The following is a 22234-nucleotide window of genomic DNA, read 5'->3' on the forward strand; positions in this document are numbered from 1 at the left end:
GTAATCGATCTATTTATGACTAGTCAATCCATCATCTCTATCCAGAATCTCGACCACCACTTTGGTCACGGCTCACTCCGCAAGCAAGTTTTATGTAATATCAACTTAGAGATTAACGCTGGTGAAATTATTATCATGACTGGGCCCTCTGCTTCTGGAAAGACTACCTTGTTGACCTTAGTGGGTGGGTTGCGTTCTGCCCAATCTGGTAGTTTGCAAGTGTTGGGACGAGAACTTTGTGGTGCTAGTGCTGAAGAACTGGTGCAAGCACGACGCCATAACGGTTATATTTTCCAAGGACATAACTTGCATGGTAGTTTAACGGCACTCCAAAACGTCAAAATGGCTTTAGAATTGCACAAACATCTTGGGTTAAAAAAAATGCAAGCTAGGTCAGCCCAAATGTTAGAGCAAGTAGGATTGCGAAATCATTTGCATTACTATCCCGATCAACTGTCTGGGGGACAAAAACAACGAGTAGCGATCGCTCGTGCTTTAGTCGGTCATCCTCAAATAATCCTCGCAGATGAACCCACTGCCGCCCTTGACAGTCAATCAGGACGAGATGTAGTCAATCTCATGCAAAAACTGGCAAAAGAACAAGGCTGTACTATCTTGATGGTTACTCATGACAACCGCATCCTAGACATTGCCGATCGCATTGTCCAGATGGAAGATGGTAAACTCAAGTCAAAAGTAATACTATCAGCTTAAAGTTAATTAGCGTATTCCATTATTCAGAGTTGATTTATAAAGTAAATCTTAACTGTGGCATGGCAGACTCTCATTTCTGGCTTAATCTCGCAGTTTCACGGCAAATAAAGCGCTATTATCAGCAAATTTTAAAATATTTACGACTAGTATATAGTTTAATTTATGCTCACCGACTTACTTAATCTAATTTAAGTAATTTCCCTATACCAATTTCAACCTAACAATGTGATATTAGTGTCCAGTTGAAAAAGTGTCCAGTTGATTCTAAGATTTACTTCAAGTATTATTTATGTAATCACAGTTAAATTTTATGCTCATTACCAATGTCATACACCTTGGTTATTAGAGTTAAGACCAATTTCCTAAAATTACAGATAAAATGATTTGCCCTTGCAATCCATAAGTACCTGGAGAATTTCCAAAAATTTATGGTTGGCAACAACATTGGCTTCAAACAGGAAATACTAGCGATAATAAGCTAATCTATTTTCCAATACAAGCAAGGGATTTTTTGTAGTTTTATGATTATTGAGAATAGCGTTAGTAGTTCAAACGAAAAGTTGCTCGGTTTTGATGTCAAAAGTTTGACAGCCAATCGCCGTGCAATAAATATGTTAAAGGGAATATTTGCTGTTCTCCCGATTGCCTTGGCATTGCCTGTAGATGCTTTGCAAGTAAAGGTGATTCCAACTAATCCTAAATTAGGGGATACACTCTCGGTGGTGATTAATCTAGATAATCCAGAGAATGGTACAAATCCAACAGTAGCCAGTGGTAAAAATACATACCCAGCCTTTGAAATTGCACCCAATCATTATCGGGCTTTTGTTCCCACAACTCCACTAGAAAAAGCTGGAACTAGAACACTTCGGGTTGCAGGGGATGGTCAAGTGCGAAACTTGGCAGTGAATGTGCTTAATCGTAAATTCCCCATACAACGCATTACTTTGCCACCTGGCAAAGCCGGAGTGGATGCCACAGAGTATGAACTGAAGCGTGTGGCGGCTTTTAAAGCGCTACAAACACCAGAAAAGTATTGGAATGGAGTATTCCTGAAGCCAAATGCAGGGCGGATGAGTACAAACTATGGTGTACGTCGCTACTATAATGGTACATTTGCAAAAGACTACTATCATCGTGGTCTTGACTACGCTGGTGCTGCCGGTTCACCGGTAATTGCCCCAGCCTCTGGGCGAGTTGCTTTGGTAGGTAGGGTATCCCAAGGGTTTCGGATACACGGTAACGTAGTTGGCATCGATCACGGTCAAGGAGTAACCAGTATTTTCATGCACCTGAGTCGTATTAACGTTAAAGAAGGTGATTTTGTGAAAGCTGGTCAACTAATTGGTGCAGTAGGTTCAACAGGTGCAGCCACTGGACCACATTTACACTGGGGTTTGTATGTCAACGGACAATCTGTCGATCCAACACCTTGGCGAACTAAGGTCGTTAACTAGTAGAGGCAGAATTGATCTTGTCTTTGCATAATTTGTGTATTTTTTGCTGATAATTAGGCAAAATAAATTGGATTGATACCGTCCCTACCTTGCTTGCCCAACATAAGTGATGATAAGTGTTATGAGTATCGAAAAAATTGTAGAACAAGCTCTCCAGGATGGTTATTTGACACCAGCAATGGAAGCAGAAGTCGGTAGAATCTGTGACAACGCCTCAGAACTCTCAATTGAAGAGTATATGGCGTTAGATCGGCTAATGGGTGCGCTATTAACTGGTGAGGTAGTGGCGGTACCTCGCAAACAATTCATTAACGTTATGGAAGAATTGGTGCTGACAGAAGCGATCGCGCGAGTTGCAGAAATTGAAGCCACCAGCGAAAGTTCTCTAGATGTCGGGGATATTGCTGCTTACGCTCTCAACCGCCTACCACCTTTGTATGCTACTACAGAAGAAGGTGCTAACTTCCAGCGCCAAACAGCTCAGGCACAACTGCAAGACTTAATTTCTCAACAAATAAGTGCAGCAATTAACCGTTACCTCGATCGACCCAATTTCTTTCCAGAACGGCAAGCCTTGGGCAAAAACACTGGCAATGAGGTTGTACGCCAAGTTAGTGCTTTACTCCAAACATACGCACCTAATTTTGAGCAAAATGACAAGCCAAATGACAAGCCAGATGACAACGACTCTTAATTAATTATTCACGTACTAACACTTTTGTCCCTATACTCACTTGCTCATATAACAATCGGACATCAGAATTACGCATTCTCAGGCAGCCGTGGGATACAGCCGTTCCTACCAGGTCAATATCCGGTGTGCCATGAAAGCCAATTTCATTCCGTCCATCTGACCAAAAACCAATCCATCTATCTCCCAAGGGACTATCTGTACCAGCCTGAAATACTTTGCCAGTAATCGGGTGACGCCAGATTGGATAGTGTCGCATGTGGATCACCTGGAAAGAACCTGTGGGGGTTTCCCAACCTTTCTTACCAACAGCAATGGGATAGCTGGCTATCACCTCATCTCCTGCGTATACATAAGTGCGGCGATCGCTTAAATCAACTACCACTTGCGTCTTGACATTTGCCAGCCTATTAGATGGTATTTGTTGGGCTGAAGCCTGAGACCACAGACCTTTTGGCCAACTATCCGCAACTGGATTTTGTCTTTCTACTTGTCCCACCAGCCGCGTCTGAGTTGGTAGGTCGCTTGCTTTAGCTACATTATTCTTAATAGTTTGAGGCTTAATGGTAGAAGACTTGAGTGTAGAAGCTTTACGAGTAGTTGCTTTCCCTAGATTCTTCTTAATTATTTGCGACTTAATCGTAGAAGACTTGAATGTAGAAACCCTACGAGTAGTTGTTTTAGCTAGATTCTTCTTAATTATTTTTGATTTAGTTTTAGATTTAATAGCAGAGGACTTTGGTGTAAATGTCCTCTGGGCAGTCGAGCCTTGGGTAACTTCATCAGGTGGCACAGATCCACCCAGCGCAATTTCCCCCAAACTCACTTGGGAAAGATTTTTGTAGACTCCCTCTGTCCGGCTTCCCTTAATATTGGTTCGGGTAGGATCTCGCCGCATCAAAGTAGATGCAGACTTCTCATACTGCCGTTCCGCCGTACTAATGCGCCAATGGACAGCTAAGGATAAAAATGCTGTGCCAAAACAAAGCAGCATTACCATACGCCCTACAGATTCGTTTCTTACCATTGCCATCGCCTATTGTTTATCCCTGACATATTCAGCCGAGTAATTGGATGAGTTCATCATCTAATTATCAAAAATTTATCAATACTTATCATTTCCTTTGTAAATCTGCCAACACCTCTGGGCAAACTAAGACTATACAAATTGTCCCAGCGGCAAAATTCTAAGTGAGCAACCTCATTCCTCAAAAATTCTGAGGATCGTAAGCCTCTCCTCGGACTTTTTGGTGGAACTCTTGAAATGTAGCAATCAATCATTAATGGTGTGGGTGGATGAAAAATCATGTTTGAAAAACTATTGCTAGCGGTAACAATTACATTTTCCCTGAATTTCTTTTTTCAAGTTCGCGTACCAGAGCAACATAACTCTAGTGCTGCCTTCGGACCACAAGCAGAACAATCAGCAACTATTCTGCTAACGAAATCAAAAAATTAAATCACCATCTTAGCAACCACAGCAACCTAACTTCCAGTAATTATTACCCGAATTTTAAAGGTATCAAGAAGTTAGAATTACAAAATTTTATCTTCATTTTTATAGCCAAATTTAATTATCTCGAGCAAGCGTATATACCCAGTTGCTAAAAGTCCTAAAATGTGCATTGAATTGCGCCTTTGTTCGTTGATGGGTCTTAGGCAACTATGGGAGCAGTATAAGGAAAAGTGGCTCTGCTTATTGCTATAAATGTATCCAAAATTGTATGCTTCAGTGTTCCAGTCATCAATCCGTCACCTGAGCGTGGAACTTCTGTCCCATTAGCAGGTCTAATAGATAGGGATGATTTAGAGCCAGTACGATCTATGAGTCAATCGATTACTGTATCCTGGTCAACGGTTGATGCAAAGTATCCAGAAGCATCAGTGCAAGTTGACAAACTCCCTAACCACGATTTAATTTTGCGCTGTCAAGCCGGACTGCGACCAGATCGTGCTGCTTTTGCGGAACTATTACGCCGCTATCAAAGTCAAGTCGATCGAGTTCTATACCACCTGGCTCCAGATTGGCCTGACAGAGCCGATTTAGCTCAAGAGGTTTGGATTCGAGTGTATCGGAATATTAACCGATTACAAGAGCCTGCTAAATTTCGGGGCTGGTTAAGCCGCATTGCCACGAACTTGTTTTACGACGAGTTACGGAAACGCAAGCGGGTTATGAGTCCTTTGTCACTGGATGCTCCCCGTTCCTTAGAGGACGGCGAGATGGATTGGGAAATAGCTGGCGATACCCCAGGTCCTGAGGAAGAACTGACAACTAGAGAATTTTACGAGCAATTGCAAGAAGCGATCGCGGATTTACCAGAAGTTTTTCGTACTACCATTGTCCTCAGAGAAATCGAAGGCATGGCTTATGAAGAAATTGCCGAAATCACTGGAGTTTCTCTAGGAACTGTGAAGTCAAGAATAGCCAGAGCTAGATCGAGGTTGCAAGCCCACTTGCAGAATTATCTAGACTCCTAATTTACAGTATCTTGCCTCTGCCCAATGGCAGAATTTAAGCATAGATTAAAAATTACTAGAAAGACGTAGATTGTTTCTCCCTTTAAGAGGAAAATTGGCTAATTTTCCGGAAATTTGCACCCAGTTTACCCGTGTATGAATTGGTAATAATGTTAAGATGACTACTGATTCTCAGTTTTACGACCGTTCTCCTTTGCAACTTCCTCAAGATTTGTCAGATGGAATGGCCAAGCATACCAATGAATCAACGGGTCTTATGAATATAGTGAAGCGCGATCGCTTCGAATTATTAAGTGCTTACCTGGATGGTGAAGTCACAGCCACCGAACGCAGGCAAGTAGAAGAATGGCTGGCAAATGATGCCTCAGTTCAATGTTTGTATGCTCGACTGTTAAAGCTGCGCCAAGGCTTGCGGACGCTCCCAGTGCCAGCAGCCCAACAGTCGCCAGAAGAAACAGTTCAGCAAGTATTGACACGTTTGCGCCGTCGCTCCCGTTTAAACTGGATGGTGGGAGGTGCAGCCGTTGCTGCTTGTGTAATCGGTGCAGTATCTGGCTTAGTAGGTGGTGGTTCGATGGTGCCGCAACTGGCACAACGACCACAAAGAGAACCTATACAAACGTCCTCGGCATCTATAGTTCCCCCTTCCCCGCTGATGGTGGGACTAAATAACCCGGTAATTGAAATTCCGAAAGCAGCAGTAGCCTCTCCAGAAAATTCAATTTATCAGGTACAGCCGCAACGACACGACCCCAAACAGGATATAAACTAATCGCAAAGTTAACAGTTTACAGTTCATAACTGTACTTTGGGGTTAAACCACAGCCGCTCCACCAGCCCCCAGGCTGGAGGAATCCTCCTAATCGCTCAACTTTCTCTAAAGTCATTAAATAAACCCAAGCCCAACCCAGATAAAGCGACTGTGGGTCATAAACCTCGATAATTTGCCGATTATAGAGGTTTTCTGGTGTTTTTCTATTGGGCTGGTAATCTTCCAGCACATCTAGCTCATTTAAAATCCTTGGGTTGGAAAAAGAGAGTAAATATCCGTAAACTTGGCTATCCCCCAGTGTCATCGCTGGGTAGCCCATTGGCAGAGCAAATAATTTGCCTTGTACAAGAGCTATTTTGACATCAACTACTTTGCCACTACAGTATCTTTTATAGTTAGCTTCACCTGGTTTGAGCGTGCCGTAGACAAAAACCCTCACCAAATCAGTAAATTTTAGATTTGATTCAACCATCGCCTATTTTAACCATCTAACTTGACAGCAATAAAAACCTATGATGTTGAATACCTCTAGATATCAGTTCTAGAGGTATTTTTATTTACTTAGATTAATAGTTAAACAATTAAGTACTACTCTTGCCCTTTATTCCTATCTAACTTCTCTTGAATAGCTTCTCTACAAAATTCAGGAGGGTTATCTTGTTGCTGCACTTCCTCTTTCATTGTCTTAGTCATGCGTATATTCATTTTCTCGGTCAGTGGCTCCTCTCTGTCAGTAGTGAATTTTTTTAAATTTTCTGGATTTCCTTTAGGATTAGCCATTGTTGAGAGATGTAAATATAGCTTGATCTACGTGGAAGCGAGTAAATATGATTTTAAATCGGTGGTGCTTTCATCCTGGTAAATGGTTCACCACCGATACCACTTTTACAAATGGGTAACTCTATTTTATGTTCACAAGGTCAGAACTCGAAATCAAAACCACTGCTGAGTTGAGAGACTTGTGTAGGCGTTACGGATTAAAGCCTACTGGGAATGGAGGCTACAAGACTAGTTGGATTGTCACCTTAATGGCATTCCCACAGATAGCACTCATTCAACTAAGCCAGGGAAGAGGATTGAAGTCACCAGGCTTTAGCGTTATTCAATTCCTTGAAGGGGTGGTAGATGAGATGAATTCACCCACTGATGAGCAAGCAGCGCTGATCAAGCTGACGATGGAGGGCAAAGCGATGAGCTATCCTGACAGATATGCTCAAGAGAATTTGCTTAACTTGCACAAGGCTAAGATGCACCTTGAAATGGCGATCGGACTGCTAACTCAGTAAATCAGTTTAAAACCATAACACATTTAGTCCCCAACATCCTAAGCTTAGGGACTTTTTTATGTCCTATATACCCAAAGTTGTTGGACTTTAGAGATATAAGATAGATAGAAACAGAGGGTAGAAAGAAATAATAGTAAATTGATTTTATAAATTAAATTAGAAAATTACTAGACAGATAATTCCCTCAACATAGTAGTTCAAATGTCCTAGTAAAGATCAAATACTAGAAAATTAGTAGAAGTAAAGTGTAACAGGCATGAAACCATTGGAAATACGTGATTCTGTTGATTCCCGATATAACCCAGCAGCAATTGAGGAAAAATGGCAAAAAACATGGGTAGAACTTGGCTTAGATAAGACACCTACAGCTAGCAACAAGCCAAAATTCTACGCTCTTTCCATGTTCCCTTATCCATCGGGCAGCCTACACATGGGTCACGTCCGTAATTATACGATTACCGATGTGATTGCCCGCCTCAAACGAATGCAAGGGTATCGGGTAATACACCCAATGGGTTGGGATGCCTTTGGCTTGCCAGCAGAAAACGCTGCCATTGACCGTGGTGTACCACCAGCAAAGTGGACTTATCAGAATATGGCTCAGATGCGGCAACAATTGCAGCGTCTTGGTTTATCCATTGATTGGGAATGTGAACTTGCTACCTGTTCGCCAGATTATTACAAGTGGACACAATGGATTTTTTTGCAGTTTTTGCAAGCAGGGTTAGCTTATCAAAAAGAAGCAGCTGTAAACTGGGACCCGATTGATCAAACTGTGCTGGCAAATGAGCAAGTTGATAACGAGGGACGTTCTTGGCGGAGTGGGGCAATAGTTGAGCGCAAATTATTACGCCAGTGGTTTTTCAAGATTACCGACTATGCCGAAGAATTGCTCAATGACTTGCATCAATTGACAGGTTGGCCGGAACGCGTCAAATCGATGCAGGCAAACTGGATTGGCAAATCTACAGGCGCTTATTTAGAATTTCCCATTCTTGGGATAGATGAAAAAATCGGAGTGTACACTACACGTCCAGATACAGTTTATGGTGTTAGCTACCTAGTGTTAGCACCAGAACATCCCTTAACAAAGCGCGTCACCACAAAAGAACAACAAGCAGCGGTAGAAGCCTTTATTAAAGAAGTCTCCCATCAAAGTGAGTTGGAACGTACCTCTGAAGATAAACCGAAGCGGGGTATCCCCACAGGTGGTAAGGCAATTAACCCATTTACAGGGGAAGAAGTGCCGATTTGGATTGCTGACTATGTACTGTATGAGTATGGTACTGGAGCAGTTATGGGTGTACCAGCACACGATGTCCGGGATTTTAAGTTTGCCAAAAATTACGATTTGCCAATTGATTTTGTCATTGTTTCCCCAGATGATGTTGCAGGTTTTGACTTAACCCCAACATCAGAGATTGATGAAGTCACACAACTCATTCAAATTGAATACAACCAGGCATACACAGAACCAGGAATTTTAATTAATTCTGGGGCTTTTACTGGTATGACTTCCACAGATGCTAAACAAGCAATAATTGAATACGCCCAACAACAAGGTTTTGGTAAAGTGCGGGTGCAATATCGCTTGCGGGATTGGTTGATTTCGCGGCAGCGTTACTGGGGCGCACCGATACCTGTAATTCACTGTCCCAACTGTGGGATAGTTCCTGTACCTGCCAAAGATTTACCCGTAGAGTTGCCAGAAGAGGTGGAATTTACTGGACGTGGCGGTTCACCTTTGACTCAGTTGTCAAGCTGGGTAAATGTACCTTGTCCGACTTGTGGCACTCCAGCGAAGCGGGAAACTGACACGATGGATACTTTTATTGATTCCTCCTGGTATTACTTGCGCTTCCCTGACGCTAAAAATGAACAACAGGTTTTCGATTCTAGTAAAATAAACGACTGGATGCCAGTTGATCAGTACGTAGGTGGGATTGAACACGCAATTTTACATTTGTTATATTCGCGGTTCTTTACTAAGGTTCTGCGGGACAGAGGTTTGTTAAATTTTGACGAACCCTTTCAACGCCTGTTAACTCAAGGGATGGTACAGGGTTTAACTTACCTAAATCCTAATAAGGGTGGTAAAGATAAATGGATTCCTTCTAATCTGGTAAATTCAGCCGACCCCCGTGACCCCGAGACAGGTGAACCATTACAACGTCTCTATGCCACCATGTCTAAATCAAAGGGTAACGGTGTAGCGCCAGAAGATGTAATTTCTAAATACGGTGTAGACACAGCGCGGATGTTCATCTTGTTCAAAGCGCCGCCAGAAAAAGACCTGGAATGGGATGAAGCCGATGTAGAAGGACAATTTCGCTTTTTAAATCGGGTTTGGCGTTTGGTGACAGATTATATTGCTGCTGGGGTATCCCGTAAAAAAGCCCAATCTGATTTAACTAAGGCAGAAAAGGAATTGCGGCGGGTAATTCATAAGGCTATTCAAGCGGTGACAGAAGACGTAGAAGACGAATATCAATTCAACACAGCTATTTCAGAATTGATGAAGTTGAGTAATGCTTTAACTGATGCCGAAGCGAAAAATTCACCAATTTACGCAGAAGGAATTCAGACTTTGGTGGTCTTACTAGCACCCTTTGCACCACACATTGCTGATGAATTGTGGCATTTATTGGGTGAAAGTGATTCAGTTCACACTCAAACTTGGCCATCATTTGACCCTGATGCTTTGGTAGCTGATGAAATTACTTTAGTGATTCAAGTTATGGGTAAAACTCGCGGCTCGATTCAAGTACCAGCACAAGCAGATAAAGCAGCGTTGGAGAAATATGCCCGTGAATCAGAAATTGCCCAGCGTTACATTGAAGGTAAAGAGATTAAAAAGGTAATTGTAGTGCCTGGAAAGTTGGTGAATTTTGTAGTTAGCTAAGTACAGCTTTGCATAAAATCGTGGCGAATTGAGGGTTTAAATTTAAACGCAGATGCGCTTCGCCTTTTTGCAGGGTAGGGGCGCAAATAATTCGCTACGAATTAATTAAATTTTGTACTTGTATTAGAATCGATAAAATTGTAAATGTAGCCTGACAAAACATCAGAGGATTTACATCCATGACACTCAAAGAGTTAGAACAACAACTTCTTGCTCTGAATCCTGATGAAAAATTGCAGGCTATACAGTTACTTGCTCAAAGTCTTGGTAACAATTGGAAAGGAATTGAAAAAATTCATAGAGTCTGTGGTGGAGAGGCTCGCATCGCTAAAACTCGTATTCCCGTTTGGGTAATTGTGGAAGCTCACCATCTTGGATATAGTGATGCTGACTTTTTGACGAGCTATCCAACCATTACAGCTACAGATTTAGCTAATGCTTGGGTATATGCAAAAGCTTATCCCGATGAAATCAAATTGGCAATTGAGCGTAATGAGGCTGCCTAATCGATGGCACGATTTTATGCAGATGAGCAGTTTCATTTCCAGTTGTGGAATTATTACGCGCTTTGAGACATGATGTTTTGACAGTTTAAGAAGCAGAAAATACAGACCGAGGTATATCTGATGAGGAAGTACTAGCATTTGCCATAAGTCAAGAACACTCAATATTAATTATCAACAGAGTTGATTTTATCCGTTTGCATCGTCGTGATTCTAACCACTTCGGTATTATTGTTTGCACAAACAATCGTAATTGGTAACAATTTGCAGCACGGATAGATGAGGCTGTGGCAGCAGAAGAACCGTTGTAAGGAAAACTAATTCGTGTGGTACGTCCAGTCACTTAAAAAGGTTTTGATGGAACACCAAATGCTAAACTCATCAAGTATATGTTGCAACAACTCTTTTAGTAGTTGACTTCTCTGGTGTATGTGTATTTAAAAACATCTATACCGTTCGTCTAGAAAGTTGGACTGTTTTATTTATACACAAAAAAGCGCTTGAGAGTTTTGCTCACTCAAACGCTTTTCCGTAAAAGCTTATACCAACTCACTCGTTTGATGCAACATTTGAAATCTGCAACACTCCCTGAGGAGGGAGTATTACGGGGATAACTTGTGACAAACATGTGGTGAAATGGTATCACTCCTTGCACTAACTAAGAATATCTCTTTTGTAAGAATACCGGGGATCTAGTGAGTGACAGTTTATGAACTGAACACTAGTTAAAAACGACTCACCGTGAATAGTAACTAAGGAGACTAAGCACGATTGTAGCAATTTTGTAAGTATAGTATAAAAACTTATAGTTTATTAGTACCCGCCGTCGGCATTGCTTACCACTAAGTACAGTATCAAAAAGTGCAGCAATTAGTAGCATAGATATCTCAAATTCTGCGTCAAATTAGTCGCTACAAATAAGCCAGAAAAGTCTTGGATATTGGCATCGAAGCGATTTTGACTCAAATAAATCATAGATGAAGGTATTTTTTAGAAAATGGCAACCCAAGAACAAATCTTTGAATCAAATAGATTGAAAAGTTTGGGTTGGGTATCTTCTATCTCTTAGCAAACGGTAACATCCAAGTCTTCTGTATAGTGTAGGGGGTTACTTCTTTCGTGGAAGCAAAACACAACTTTTTCACTGACAATTACCGCGATGTTCAAAACAATTTCGCGTTTTTTATAAAAACAACTGAGGTGGATTATAGGTAGATTTAAAAATTTCTCGTACCTATGCCTCATCTAGATAGATGTTTCATCTTTGCCTAAAATAGCCGTTCGCCTACGAACAGACACTTTAACCTGGCGTCTAAGTGTGTGGTAAGATTGCCTGGAACAAAGGTTTTATCTGAGTTGGAGTCTGGTATAAATTGCAAAGGTCAAGCTGACCGATCGTTAACTCCCACGATACTTTTCCTATGAATTTGGAAAATATACAACAATGTTGGTAAACAATCTGAGTGGAATTTGTAGATGAACATCTAGGATTTGCTATCAGACTTAACCAACTTTCCACAATTTTGACTTTTATTTGACTTTTAGGATAGACACATGAACGATAAGCTGATGCTGATGATTCCAGGCCCTACACCGGTGCCAGAAGCTGCCTTACTGGCATTAGCCAAGCATCCGATTGGGCACCGTACTAATGAATTTAGCAACATCTTGGCAGAGGTGACAGAAAACCTCAAGTGGTTGCACCAAACTCAAAGTGATGTGCTGATGCTGAATGTCAGTGGTACGGGTGCTGTAGAAGCGGGAATAATTAATTTTCTCTCTCCAGGCGATCGCATTTTAGTTGGCTCTAATGGTAAATTTGGTGAACGCTGGGTAGAAATCGGTCAAGCCTATGGTTTGAATGTAGAAGAAGTTAAGGTGGAATGGGGAAAACCCTTAGACCCCGCAGTATTTGCCGAAAAACTCCAAGCAGATACCCAAAAGCAAATCAAAGCCGTAATCATTACCCACAGCGAAACCTCGACGGGTGTGTTGAATGACGTAGAAACCATCAACCGCCATGTCAAAGAACACGGTGAAGCTTTAATTATCGTTGATGCCGTCACCAGCTTGGGTGCGTTCAATCTACCCGTCGATGCTTGGGGTTTGGATATCGTCGCCTCCGGTTCCCAAAAAGGTTATATGATTCCGCCGGGATTGGGTTTTGTCTCTGTCAGTCCCAAAGCTTGGGAAGCTTACAAAACTGCGAAGCTACCGAAATATTATTTGGACTTAGGCAAATATCGCAAAGCCACAGCCAAAAATACAACTCCATTTACTCCGCCTGTGAACTTGATCGTAGCGTTATACACCACGTTGCGAATCATGAAAGAGGAAGGCTTAGAATCAATATTTGCTCGACATGAACGGCTCAAAAATGCTACCCGCGCCGCCATTAAAGGATTAAATTTACCCTTACTTGCAGCAGACAATTCCGCTAGTCCGGCGATTACGGCTGTAGCACCACAAGGAATTGAACCGGATAAGATTCGGTCATTGATGAAAAAACGCTTTGATATTGCTTTAGCCGGTGGTCAAGATCATTTGAGCAATAAAATTTTCCGTATTGGTCATTTGGGTTTTGTGAGCGATCGCGATATCCTTAGCTGTATAGCATCCTTAGAAGTTGTCCTCACAGAACTTGGCTACGAAGACTTTACCCCTGGTTCTGGTGTAGCAGCAGCAGTCAGAGTGTTTAGTCAGTCCTGAGTACTAAATTAAAAGAGCGAGTTAGATTATCAACTCGCTCTTTTAATTTGTATATAAATAAGTAGAAATCGTCAGAGTCAAGAGAGCTATATATCAACTTTTCCATCAGGTAGACTTGATAAAACATGCCTCAATTCTCCTAAATGATACCAACTTCCCCTAGATAGTATTATTTGCTCTGGAGACAATCGCACAGTGTCTTTGATACCAAACAATATTAACTTAGGCAACTTAGTATCATACCAAATTGGCATAAATAGTATTGTTGAAGATTCTGGTAACAGGCATTTGCTAAAAACTTTTAATCCAAAATCCAAAATCGTTCGACTGAGCATCTTTCTACTGAGCTTGTCGTTCGCGTAGCATCCCGTAGGGAAATGTCACGACGAAATCTAAAATCCAAAATTGGTATAACCTATGCCGTCTCCAGCCAATCATAAATTTTTTCTAATTGCTCTAGAGTAATTAACCCATACTGCCAAAGAATCATTGCCAAAGGGCCTGGGTCTTGCTCCCGATGCCGAAGCGCCACCGCTAGTGATGCTGTGGAAATTGCCAAATCTTCTTGCAAAAAATGAATCAGTCGAGAATATTTTGATGGTGACATTTGTATCTCACCTCCTTGTGCAGAATGTATTGTCATATATCACTTCACTATTACTTGGTAGACAGTAGCCAGTATTTCATCTGTCACTGTGCCGTTATCGGCTATACACCTCAGCACAGTTTTTTTGATCTGCCTTCAACAGAGGCTTCTCATAGAGGTTCTAAAAGATAGAAATTTTCGTATAAATCATCTGCTCGATTCTCAAGCAGTATTTTTACTTAGTTAAATTGGCTCCATCCTGTTTACTTTTGTGCTTTATTTAATTACACAGGTAGTAACAAAGATTCCATAGCCTATACTCTCTTATTAGCGACTATTTACAGTTACGCCCAAGGGAATATTTTTGCAACCAAACCTTAAGACTGTGATTTAAGGTTGGAGACAGTAGAATTTTACATTATTACCACAGTTTTTAAATAGTAGCGTTACAAGTGACTGTTTTGCCACATAAAGTGACATTTTTTACAGAAACAACATATATTTCGACCGTATTAGGTTCTCAACAGAGCAACCACCCAAATTTTTATCCTTGCAACGCACTGGAGTCTCAAAACTCAATTTTGAGAATATCGCCTACTTTCAACTTCAATTCGACAGCTCTTCCAGAGCGAAGTTCAATCACCTTATCGATTGGTGTATTGGGGCCATAGGTAGGGCAAGGCTCACTTGCACAAGGAGGTGCAGCAGCCTGAATATATTTAACTACACCTTTATGTAGAAATACCATATCCAGAGGTACAGGTACATTCTTCATCCAGAAACTGACTGATTGTGCTGAACGAAACCCAAACAGCATTCCCCGGTCATCTGGTAAAGCTGGTCGATACATCAACCCCATCTGTTGCTGTTGTGGCGTCTGCGCTACCTCTAATTGAATCGTTGTACCATTAGGAACAATCGCTTTAGCAGAAATTGGTAGTGTTTGACCTAAACTCTTTGGTGCTGGAGTTTGAGAATCAGACATGAGGCTGGGAGATTTAGCTGTTGTTGGCACAGAACAACCCATCAGAAAAATACTCAGCAACATCGAGAGCAAACTTAGCCGACGAGTCATATAGTTTTTCGATTTTGTAATTTAGACTTCAATTTTACAGTGTTGTAGGCAGAAAAACCCCTTGGGTGGAAGGCAGCAACACCCAAATATACATTCCCTGGCTGAGACTGGGAACAAGGCAAGGAGATAGGCAAACTTCCTAGTACACCACGGTGTAAATAACAGACCATTCAAAATGGCACAAAAGCCCGGAATACAATTCTTTTGACTTTTGACTTCTGCCTTGCAGTACTAGTGTATTAGGATTCTCTTAAAACGTACCCTACGCCTCGCACTGTTTGAATGAGGCGCTTTTGACCTTCATCTTCAATTTTTAACCGCAAGTAACGGATATACACTTCAATTACATTCGACTCACCCAGAAAGTCATAACCCCAAACATTTTCTAGAATTTGTTCGCGAGTTAATACCTCACGGGGATGTTCCATTAAAAATTTTAATAGTTCAAATTCTTTCATTGTCAAGTCAATTGGTCGTCCGTTGTGTATGGCACGGCGAGTTGCTATGTCTAAAATTAAATCCCCAAAGCGTAATTGCTCCGTGGTATCGACATCGGGTTTTAAATAGAGGCGAATCAACTTCAAAAAGTCTTCTGAACGGTAAGGTTTGAGGATGTAATCATCCGCTCCAGCTTCTAGACAAGCTACACGATCGTCAACTGTATCCCTTGCCATTAAAATCAATACAGGCGATCGCATACCAGTGCTTCTCATATTTTTGCACAATGAGAGTCCTGATTCTCCTGCTAGCATCCGGTCTAAAACAATTAAAGCAGGCTGGCGATCGCGACAGTGTTGTAAACCACTCCTCGCATCATGAGCCAAAATTGATTCATAACCGGCTTCTTGCAAATCGCAAGAAAGCTGATTTGCTAGGCTCTCATCGGTTTCAATCACCAAAACACAGGGACTTTGAGCAACTGTCATAACAATTTGGGATATTTGATTTGGGATTGTAAAGATATTCCAGGGAAAATCTTTACATCAGTTATAAAGTGCAATTACGAGCTTTTAGTGATGTAACAATCCTGATTTGACGCGCTGCTAAGGATGTTTTAGCACGTTCAGGTGTCAGCTATCGAATTCTCCGATGCAATCTTAATAACTAACTCCAAATTCCATCTCCATACCAGTAATTTTGCAAGTAAATCAGCAAATGGGGGCATGGGGCATGGAGAGTAGGTTGATGAAAGCGTTGAAGGAGGCAGGAGGTAGGAGGCAGAAGGAACAATTGGAAGAGGATTCAGACCCCTCCCAATTTTAAGCGCCGTATAAACGGTGAGGTCTTAAACCCCTGCTCCCTCCGATCGCCGCAGGAGGTAGAGGGCAGTTTTCCTCCACTCTTGAACTGCCCTCTGCCTCCTGCCTTCCTTGATAAGGGAAAAGAATTAATAACCAATGCCCATTACCCCTTATCCCCAGAGGGAACCCCACCTTCCCCAATCCCCAATCCTTACGGCAATTCTACCGAAGTTGGTTTAGCGATATGTGGCAAACCCCAACCTAATTTTTCTCGCAAAATTCGGAAAAACTCAGGCGGTTGCAGGCGAATAAATTGGGCACTATATTGCGATCGCTCCATATATACTCGATCTTCTGGTAAGATATAGCACCCTCCATTCCCATCTACTACCATTACCAGCCGAGGGATATTGACTGGGTAGATATTGACCGATTCAGTATCTGGAAATACCAATGCTCTAGAAGCTAGGGAATGGGGACAAATTGGTACTAGCTGTAAAACAGGTACACCAGGAGTCACCACTGGGCCACCAGCACTCAATGAGTAAGCTGTAGAACCAGTAGGCGTAGAAACAATCACACCATCTGCGGCAATATCTACTGGTGCATGACGCCCTATGGCAATTTCAAAATGGCACATAGAGGTCAAAGGTTCCCGGTGTAGCACCATTTCATTCAAGCATAGGGCTTCCCATAGCACTGAATCATCCCGAAACACTTTGACAGTGAGCATAGCTCGTTCTTCAATTTCATACTCACCTGCCATCGCCTGTTCTAGCGCTTGGGGCAATTGATTCAGGAAAGTTTCTGTCAAAAATCCCATGTGGCCGGTATTTACTGTTAGTAGTGGAATACCACAAGGGGCTACTTGACGAGACGCTGCTAAAACAGTGCCGTCTCCCCCTAATACCACTGCAAACTCCATATCTGAGTCAAAACCAGGGGGTGTCAGACCGTCAATGGGGGTATGGCACACAGGACTCTCCGGGTTAGGGTAGCCCAGTATACCACCAATACTCGATGTGATACATACATTCCAACCGGCTGCGGTTAGCTTGTCTTTCAACTCGATAGCGACACGACCCGCTATCGGTTTAACGTCATTGTAGATAATGCCTGCTTTCGGCACATTCAAATATCCAAGTTTAGGCGATGCTCTGTATTATGTAATCGTTACACATTTTTGGTCATGTAGTCATTAATCTAGAATCAAATATCCAGAGTCTAGAGTTTTACGACTAATGTCTGTTTCGTAATGACTATTGACTATTGGCTTTTGAAGACTGTTTAAAAGGAGTTTTTTTAGGTTTCTGCTTTTTATTTTTATTTTTCTGGTAGTCTACTTCTTTGAGCTTCTTCATTATTCGGCTGAAGTACTCTTGTAGATAGCTTTCTAGAGTTGTGGTTTGTTGCTGATCTAAATCAAACACTGTATATACTTCATCCATTGAAGCATTTAACTGTTTACCACTAGCCAATACTTCTGTAAACGCCAGCCTGTCTGCTACGTTCCATCCCCACTGAAAGAACCGCATTATGCCACGAACAGCACGCAGTAAGTTTATTGGCATCCGCGTTACTCTGGCATCTTTTCCAGATAAGCGTTCGCACAAGTTAATAATTTCTTCTGCACTCCATGCACGAGTACCGACTACAGGAAAAGCTTGGTTTTCCGTTTCTGGTAAACTCAATGCTCGGATCGCAAACTTAGCAATGTCCTGAGTGTCCATATAGGCAATGGGAGAAGAATTACCTGTTACCCAAACTGGCTGTCCTTCCAAAATGGGAATCCCATACTGACCGATTAACCCTTGCATAAATCCAGCTAGTCGCAATATGGTATAATTCAAGCCTGACTCAGCCAAGAATAGTTCTGTACACCGCTTAATTTCCATTAGCGGCACTTCTGGATATTTATCAGCATCTAAAATTGAAAAGAAGATAAAACGTTCGACACCTGCTGCAATTGCTGCTTGAATCAATGCTACTTTGCCTTCCCAGTCTACTTGTTTGATACTTAGTGAATCTGTAGGGCGAGATGTTGAAGCATCAATAACTTGGGTTACACCTGACAATGCTTCCGCTAAGGTATCGGGGTAACGCAAATTTCCGGGTACGAGTTCTGCACCCCACTCTTTGAGAAAAGCTGCTTTTTTACTGCTGCGGACAAGACAGCGTACTTTATATCCCTCATCGATAGCACGACGAGCCACTTGTCTTCCTAAGGTGCCAGTGGCACCGACGATTAATAATGTCATGAGGGTTGTAATAAATTTTAATGTTTTATGAAAAGAATGTTATCAGAATAACCTATGCAAACAAAAGTTTACATCTTTTCTCAGAAAATCAATTTATTTGGATAGACTGATGGGAAAATAGCTGTCCGGTTAACGGACAAGCTTTTTTCTCATTTCGATGAAAAAGGGAGTGGGGAGTGGGGAGAATAATAACCCCTGTAGAGACGCGATTAATCGCGTCTCTACTTCTAACTCTTAACTCAGTACTAATTATTCTTCTGTGCCTTGAATTTTCAATAACAACGCGCCTAAGCCCCAGCCCACGAAGATTAAACCGAAAGACAATAGAGCTGCATTCAAAATTTCGCCGCCCATTAGTATGATTCTCCTTATGCAAAGTGGTGTGTAAACTAGGTCTAACAGAAGCTTTTCAATGGTTGCTGTAGGATTAGACCTGTGTAAATAATTTTAAACTAGTTTAGCAGGTAATCCCTACTGGTTCGGGGGGCAATCCCTACTGATGACAGTAGGGAGATGGGTAAATTGGGAAACTTTGATGATAATAATTATGAAGAGATTTTATGTATCCAAATAATCAAGGTAGTTTAAGAAATTTTGTGAAAGAAAATCGTCCGCGTTTGGCGCTGACGCTGGGAGATCCGGCGGGGATTGGGCCGGAGGTGATTTTGAAAGCTTTAGCCGATGCAGAAATTCGTAAAAAATATGACGTTACAGTAGTGGGTAACAGGGATTTGCTTGCACAGATGTATCACAAACTGAATTTAACTGAGAATTTAGTAGCTTTGGCAAATCCAGATGAGTTGTCAGTCAGCGATGTGCAGTTAAATGGAAAAATTAAAGATCGAATTATTTCAGGAATAGGTAATGCAGCCAGTGGTGCGGCTAGTTTTGCATATATGGAATATGCGATCGCTCAAACACTGGCTGGTAAATTTGATGGTATTGTCACAGGGCCGATCGCTAAATCTGCCTGGAAAGCCGCAGGGTACAATTATCCAGGGCAAACGGAACTTTTAGCACAAAAATCAGGTGTTGACCGTTTTGGGATGTTATTCGTAGCGCGATCGCCCCATACTGGTTGGACACTCCGCGCTTTACTTGCAACCACACATATTCCCCTACGTCAAGTAGCTGATGTGTTGACACCGCAGTTGCTGACACAAAAACTGGATTTGCTGGTGGAGTGTTTAGAGAAAGATTTTGGTATATATAGAGGAAGAATTGCGATCGCCGGGTTAAATCCCCACAGTGGGGAACAGGGACAACTTGGAGATGAAGAACAAGATTGGTTAATTCCCTGGTTGGAGCAAGAGCAACAAAACCGACCACAATTGCAACTAGATGGGCCAATACCGCCAGATACAATGTGGGTTAAACCTGGTCAAGCTTGGTATGGAAATTCTTTAGTACAAAATCCCGCTGATGCCTACTTGGCACTTTACCACGACCAAGGCTTAATTCCAATGAAGCTGATGGCGTTCGATCGGGCAGTTAATACTTCTATAGGTCTTCCTTTTGTTCGGACTTCACCCGATCACGGAACAGCGTTTGATATTGCGGGTAAAGGAATTGCTGATGCTACGAGTATGAAAGCAGCGATACATTTAGCAGCTGAGTTGGTTAGTCAAAGATTGGCTAAGAAAAATAATGAATAGTCTTTAAAGTACAGCTTTGCTGAAAATAGTTAAGACACGACCAAATCAGTTCCCAATATGGTTCAGTTAAGCATTTCTTTCTTATTTCAATGTTGTTTGTAACTCTGTGGTAACCTTAAAAACTAGTATTCTCATCGGGTGCTTCAAACTTGTAACCATAGCCTCGCACAGTTTTAATAAACTCCGGTATGCTAGGATCGACTTCCATCTTTTTGCGAAGCTGACCAATATGCACATCAACCACCCGGCCATCTCCTACGTAGTCGCAACCCCAGATTTGTTGGATTAGTTGTGGACGACTCCAAGCCTGATTAGGATGACTTGCCAAAAAATGTAAAATATTAAATTCCAACGCTGTTAAGGCAAGGATTTTATCGTTAAGTGTTACCTCCCGGCCCTCTGGATTAATTACTAGTTGCTTGAAAATGATACTTTGTGTTGGGGAAGGACTGATGTAGCGTATCCGCCTCAAAAGAGCTTCTACTCTAACTTCAACTTCTGCAAGACTAAATGGTTTAGTCATGAAATCATCAGCACCTGCGCTTAAAATTTTAATTTTATCAGCCTCGTCAGTCCTACTAGTCAGTATCAGCACTAAAACATTAGTACGACTCTGCATTTCTTGGCAAAGGTTATAACCAGTAACATCCGGCAAATTCCAATCCAGAATTACTAAAGCTGGGTTGAATTGCTCAAACAACGATAAGGCTGTCCTACCATCTGCTGCCGACTCTATTTGATATTTCCGGCTTAAAAAACGATATACAAGATTTCGGACGCCGAAGTCGTCATCAACGATCAGAATTTTGGGAGTAGTAGCAGTAACCATAACCATAATGCTGTCTATTGTAGATTGGGCGATTTGCTGTTGCACCAGTTTTACTTTACGTGTTTCTATTGAGAGTTTATTTAGGCGCTTCTCTGCTGAGTACCATCGCTACTGTAGTACTTGTATATATTTAATTTTCATGAAGCTTATGACAACCTCAGCCATTGTCATGCCGATAAAATTCATAATTATCGCATTATTCTTGCATAATTTTAAATTTATATTGTATAATATTAATGTTTTCCTTTTGGATAAGTGTACTTAAAACCCATCTCCGTAACCGCAAATAGTCAAAAGACACATCCAGAAGCGACGGCAATTGCTACAACTTTAAAAGAGCAACACACTCCCTGATTAGTTAGTTCTCTACAAAAGCTGACAAACTAACTTATCAGCCAATCTAGATTCTCAACTCCTACTTACTCGACTGTACTCTAGCCAATAGGTATGTTCTCTTGAAGAAGGTCTACGAAAATCTACCCTGGTGCATTTACATGTAGCTGCCCTCTTAAGCATATACTATACTACAAGTTTCAGCCTGAGACTATAACAAGCTAAGGACTGAAAGCATCCCCAGAAGGTATATAGGGCAGCAAAACCAGCTTTAACAGACAAAAGCAACATCATAATAGTATTGCTCTAGCAATGCTATTATGATGTCAATAAATTGCTGATAGCTTGCCTCAATAGTACTGCTGATAGCAGAATTCACAATGGGCTACGCCACGCTGCGCTAAGAGAAGTAAAACACCCTTTATATCTGGTTAACAGATTTAGTTTGTGTATCTCACAAACTTCTAATCTGCTGTATATAACTCTATAAGCGTGGCAGGAAATTAAAGAAATATTATTATAGCAATCCTATTTGAGTTATGAAAATTTTTGTTATGGTGGTCGTCCTTGGTTATTTGTCAAGAGTCATTTGTAATTACAAAAGACAAATGACAGCCAACTCCAAAAATATTTCACAAATGATTTAGGACTGCCATATTAGCGATCGCTCATATTAAAAAGGTATCAATTACTATATTCATCGCTAAATACTCTTCATTTTAAACTAATGTTTTTCTCGATT

The 22234-nt window shown here is 41.5% G+C and carries 22 protein-coding genes; 12 read left to right on the forward strand and 10 right to left on the reverse strand.

What is annotated here, in order from left to right:
* Positions 1 to 15 precede the first annotated feature (15 nt).
* The 3 genes from V7K41_RS29965 (at position 16) to V7K41_RS29975 (ending at position 2865) form a co-directional block, all read left to right on the forward strand.
* Complete coding sequence (locus V7K41_RS29965; protein WP_334854207.1) at positions 16 to 714, forward strand: DevA family ABC transporter ATP-binding protein; 699 nt, start codon at positions 16 to 18, stop codon at positions 712 to 714.
* 521 nt (positions 715 to 1235) lie between these two features.
* A complete protein-coding gene (locus tag V7K41_RS29970) occupies positions 1236 to 2171 on the forward strand; it encodes a M23 family metallopeptidase (protein ID WP_334854152.1) in 936 nt (311 codons plus the stop codon).
* A gap of 121 nt (positions 2172 to 2292) precedes the next feature.
* Entirely contained in the window at positions 2293 to 2865 is a 573-nt protein-coding gene (locus V7K41_RS29975) for a late competence development ComFB family protein (RefSeq protein WP_334854153.1), read from the forward strand.
* Positions 2866 to 2869: 4 nt separating this feature from the next.
* Here V7K41_RS29975 and V7K41_RS29980 read toward each other — a convergent pair whose 3' ends face one another.
* The gene (locus V7K41_RS29980) at positions 2870 to 3502 is read right to left on the reverse strand and encodes a L,D-transpeptidase (RefSeq protein ID WP_442943309.1); all 633 of its coding nucleotides are present in this window, start codon (positions 3500 to 3502) and stop codon (positions 2870 to 2872) included.
* Between the two features lie 666 nt (positions 3503 to 4168).
* Here V7K41_RS29980 and V7K41_RS29985 point away from each other — a divergent pair.
* From V7K41_RS29985 to V7K41_RS29995, 3 genes are all read left to right on the forward strand, one after another.
* Positions 4169 to 4321, forward strand: a complete 153-nt coding sequence (locus V7K41_RS29985) for a hypothetical protein (protein WP_334854154.1) — start codon at positions 4169 to 4171, stop codon at positions 4319 to 4321.
* Between the two features lie 365 nt (positions 4322 to 4686).
* Entirely contained in the window at positions 4687 to 5343 is a 657-nt protein-coding gene (locus tag V7K41_RS29990) for a sigma-70 family RNA polymerase sigma factor (RefSeq protein WP_104909929.1), read from the forward strand.
* A 157-nt stretch (positions 5344 to 5500) separates the two neighbouring features.
* Complete coding sequence (locus tag V7K41_RS29995; protein WP_334854155.1) at positions 5501 to 6115, forward strand: anti-sigma factor family protein; 615 nt, start codon at positions 5501 to 5503, stop codon at positions 6113 to 6115.
* Positions 6116 to 6131: 16 nt separating this feature from the next.
* Here V7K41_RS29995 and V7K41_RS30000 read toward each other — a convergent pair whose 3' ends face one another.
* The gene (locus V7K41_RS30000) at positions 6132 to 6587 is read right to left on the reverse strand and encodes a gamma-glutamylcyclotransferase family protein (protein ID WP_334854156.1); all 456 of its coding nucleotides are present in this window, start codon (positions 6585 to 6587) and stop codon (positions 6132 to 6134) included.
* 116 nt (positions 6588 to 6703) lie between these two features.
* Positions 6704 to 6895: a hypothetical protein gene (locus tag V7K41_RS30005; protein ID WP_334854157.1), complete on the reverse strand. Its 192-nt coding sequence runs from the start codon at positions 6893 to 6895 to the stop codon at positions 6704 to 6706.
* A gap of 128 nt (positions 6896 to 7023) precedes the next feature.
* Between V7K41_RS30005 and V7K41_RS30010 the strand changes: the two genes are divergently transcribed.
* The 5 genes from V7K41_RS30010 to V7K41_RS30030 all read left to right on the forward strand — a co-directional run bounded on the left by V7K41_RS30010 (position 7024) and on the right by V7K41_RS30030 (position 13515).
* Positions 7024 to 7401 carry a hypothetical protein gene (locus V7K41_RS30010; RefSeq protein ID WP_334854158.1) on the forward strand — a complete coding sequence of 126 codons (378 nt, stop codon included), beginning with the start codon at positions 7024 to 7026 and terminating at the stop codon, positions 7399 to 7401.
* 256 nt (positions 7402 to 7657) lie between these two features.
* Positions 7658 to 10303, forward strand: a complete 2646-nt coding sequence (leuS, locus tag V7K41_RS30015; RefSeq protein ID WP_334854159.1) for a leucine--tRNA ligase — start codon at positions 7658 to 7660, stop codon at positions 10301 to 10303.
* Between the two features lie 179 nt (positions 10304 to 10482).
* On the forward strand, positions 10483 to 10809 hold the full coding sequence (locus V7K41_RS30020) for a DUF433 domain-containing protein (RefSeq protein WP_334854160.1): 327 nt from the start codon (positions 10483 to 10485) through the stop codon (positions 10807 to 10809).
* Between the two features lie 161 nt (positions 10810 to 10970).
* Positions 10971 to 11066 (forward strand): hypothetical protein, encoded by a 96-nt coding sequence (locus V7K41_RS30025; protein WP_334854209.1) that lies wholly within the window; start codon positions 10971 to 10973, stop codon positions 11064 to 11066.
* A gap of 1294 nt (positions 11067 to 12360) precedes the next feature.
* Positions 12361 to 13515: a pyridoxal-phosphate-dependent aminotransferase family protein gene (locus tag V7K41_RS30030; RefSeq protein WP_334854161.1), complete on the forward strand. Its 1155-nt coding sequence runs from the start codon at positions 12361 to 12363 to the stop codon at positions 13513 to 13515.
* Positions 13516 to 13930: 415 nt separating this feature from the next.
* Here V7K41_RS30030 and V7K41_RS30035 read toward each other — a convergent pair whose 3' ends face one another.
* From V7K41_RS30035 to petM, 6 genes are all read right to left on the reverse strand, one after another.
* Entirely contained in the window at positions 13931 to 14158 is a 228-nt protein-coding gene (locus tag V7K41_RS30035) for a DUF2949 domain-containing protein (protein ID WP_190633019.1), read from the reverse strand.
* 511 nt (positions 14159 to 14669) lie between these two features.
* On the reverse strand, positions 14670 to 15176 hold the full coding sequence (locus V7K41_RS30040; RefSeq protein ID WP_334854162.1) for a DUF192 domain-containing protein: 507 nt from the start codon (positions 15174 to 15176) through the stop codon (positions 14670 to 14672).
* Between the two features lie 239 nt (positions 15177 to 15415).
* Positions 15416 to 16102 (reverse strand): response regulator transcription factor NblR, encoded by a 687-nt coding sequence (gene nblR, locus V7K41_RS30045; protein WP_334854163.1) that lies wholly within the window; start codon positions 16100 to 16102, stop codon positions 15416 to 15418.
* Positions 16103 to 16628: 526 nt separating this feature from the next.
* Positions 16629 to 17546: an NAD(+) kinase gene (locus V7K41_RS30050; protein WP_334854164.1), complete on the reverse strand. Its 918-nt coding sequence runs from the start codon at positions 17544 to 17546 to the stop codon at positions 16629 to 16631.
* A gap of 130 nt (positions 17547 to 17676) precedes the next feature.
* Positions 17677 to 18675: an SDR family oxidoreductase gene (locus tag V7K41_RS30055; protein WP_334854165.1), complete on the reverse strand. Its 999-nt coding sequence runs from the start codon at positions 18673 to 18675 to the stop codon at positions 17677 to 17679.
* 249 nt (positions 18676 to 18924) lie between these two features.
* Positions 18925 to 19029 carry a cytochrome b6-f complex subunit PetM gene (petM, locus tag V7K41_RS30060; protein WP_094344256.1) on the reverse strand — a complete coding sequence of 35 codons (105 nt, stop codon included), beginning with the start codon at positions 19027 to 19029 and terminating at the stop codon, positions 18925 to 18927.
* A 206-nt stretch (positions 19030 to 19235) separates the two neighbouring features.
* Here petM and pdxA point away from each other — a divergent pair, with 206 nt between their 5' ends.
* Positions 19236 to 20330: a 4-hydroxythreonine-4-phosphate dehydrogenase PdxA gene (pdxA, locus tag V7K41_RS30065; RefSeq protein ID WP_334854166.1), complete on the forward strand. Its 1095-nt coding sequence runs from the start codon at positions 19236 to 19238 to the stop codon at positions 20328 to 20330.
* 115 nt (positions 20331 to 20445) lie between these two features.
* Here the strand turns inward: pdxA and V7K41_RS30070 are convergent, their stop codons facing one another.
* Positions 20446 to 21165 (reverse strand): response regulator transcription factor, encoded by a 720-nt coding sequence (locus V7K41_RS30070; RefSeq protein ID WP_334854210.1) that lies wholly within the window; start codon positions 21163 to 21165, stop codon positions 20446 to 20448.
* Positions 21166 to 22234: the final 1069 nt, after the last annotated feature.

Origin of the sequence: Nostoc sp. (assembly GCF_036917415.1) — a bacterium.
Taxonomy (GTDB): Bacteria; Cyanobacteriota; Cyanobacteriia; order Cyanobacteriales; family Nostocaceae; genus Nostoc.

Coding starts and splice junctions, on each gene's coding strand:
- V7K41_RS30070 (WP_334854210.1), bottom strand. CDS start 21,165: ATGGTTATGGTTACTGCTACTACTCCCAAAATTCTGATCGTTGATGAC.
- V7K41_RS30040 (WP_334854162.1), bottom strand. CDS start 15,176: ATGACTCGTCGGCTAAGTTTGCTCTCGATGTTGCTGAGTATTTTTCTG.
- V7K41_RS29970 (WP_334854152.1), top strand. CDS start 1,236: ATGATTATTGAGAATAGCGTTAGTAGTTCAAACGAAAAGTTGCTCGGT.
- V7K41_RS30010 (WP_334854158.1), top strand. CDS start 7,024: ATGTTCACAAGGTCAGAACTCGAAATCAAAACCACTGCTGAGTTGAGA.
- V7K41_RS29965 (WP_334854207.1), top strand. CDS start 16: ATGACTAGTCAATCCATCATCTCTATCCAGAATCTCGACCACCACTTT.
- V7K41_RS30035 (WP_190633019.1), bottom strand. CDS start 14,158: ATGACAATACATTCTGCACAAGGAGGTGAGATACAAATGTCACCATCA.
- V7K41_RS29975 (WP_334854153.1), top strand. CDS start 2,293: ATGAGTATCGAAAAAATTGTAGAACAAGCTCTCCAGGATGGTTATTTG.
- V7K41_RS30055 (WP_334854165.1), bottom strand. CDS start 18,675: ATGACATTATTAATCGTCGGTGCCACTGGCACCTTAGGAAGACAAGTG.
- V7K41_RS29995 (WP_334854155.1), top strand. CDS start 5,501: ATGACTACTGATTCTCAGTTTTACGACCGTTCTCCTTTGCAACTTCCT.
- V7K41_RS30020 (WP_334854160.1), top strand. CDS start 10,483: ATGACACTCAAAGAGTTAGAACAACAACTTCTTGCTCTGAATCCTGAT.
- nblR (WP_334854163.1), bottom strand. CDS start 16,102: ATGACAGTTGCTCAAAGTCCCTGTGTTTTGGTGATTGAAACCGATGAG.
- V7K41_RS30000 (WP_334854156.1), bottom strand. CDS start 6,587: ATGGTTGAATCAAATCTAAAATTTACTGATTTGGTGAGGGTTTTTGTC.
- V7K41_RS30030 (WP_334854161.1), top strand. CDS start 12,361: ATGAACGATAAGCTGATGCTGATGATTCCAGGCCCTACACCGGTGCCA.
- petM (WP_094344256.1), bottom strand. CDS start 19,029: ATGGGCGGCGAAATTTTGAATGCAGCTCTATTGTCTTTCGGTTTAATC.
- pdxA (WP_334854166.1), top strand. CDS start 19,236: ATGTATCCAAATAATCAAGGTAGTTTAAGAAATTTTGTGAAAGAAAAT.
- V7K41_RS29990 (WP_104909929.1), top strand. CDS start 4,687: ATGAGTCAATCGATTACTGTATCCTGGTCAACGGTTGATGCAAAGTAT.
- V7K41_RS30005 (WP_334854157.1), bottom strand. CDS start 6,895: ATGGCTAATCCTAAAGGAAATCCAGAAAATTTAAAAAAATTCACTACT.
- leuS (WP_334854159.1), top strand. CDS start 7,658: ATGAAACCATTGGAAATACGTGATTCTGTTGATTCCCGATATAACCCA.
- V7K41_RS29985 (WP_334854154.1), top strand. CDS start 4,169: ATGTTTGAAAAACTATTGCTAGCGGTAACAATTACATTTTCCCTGAAT.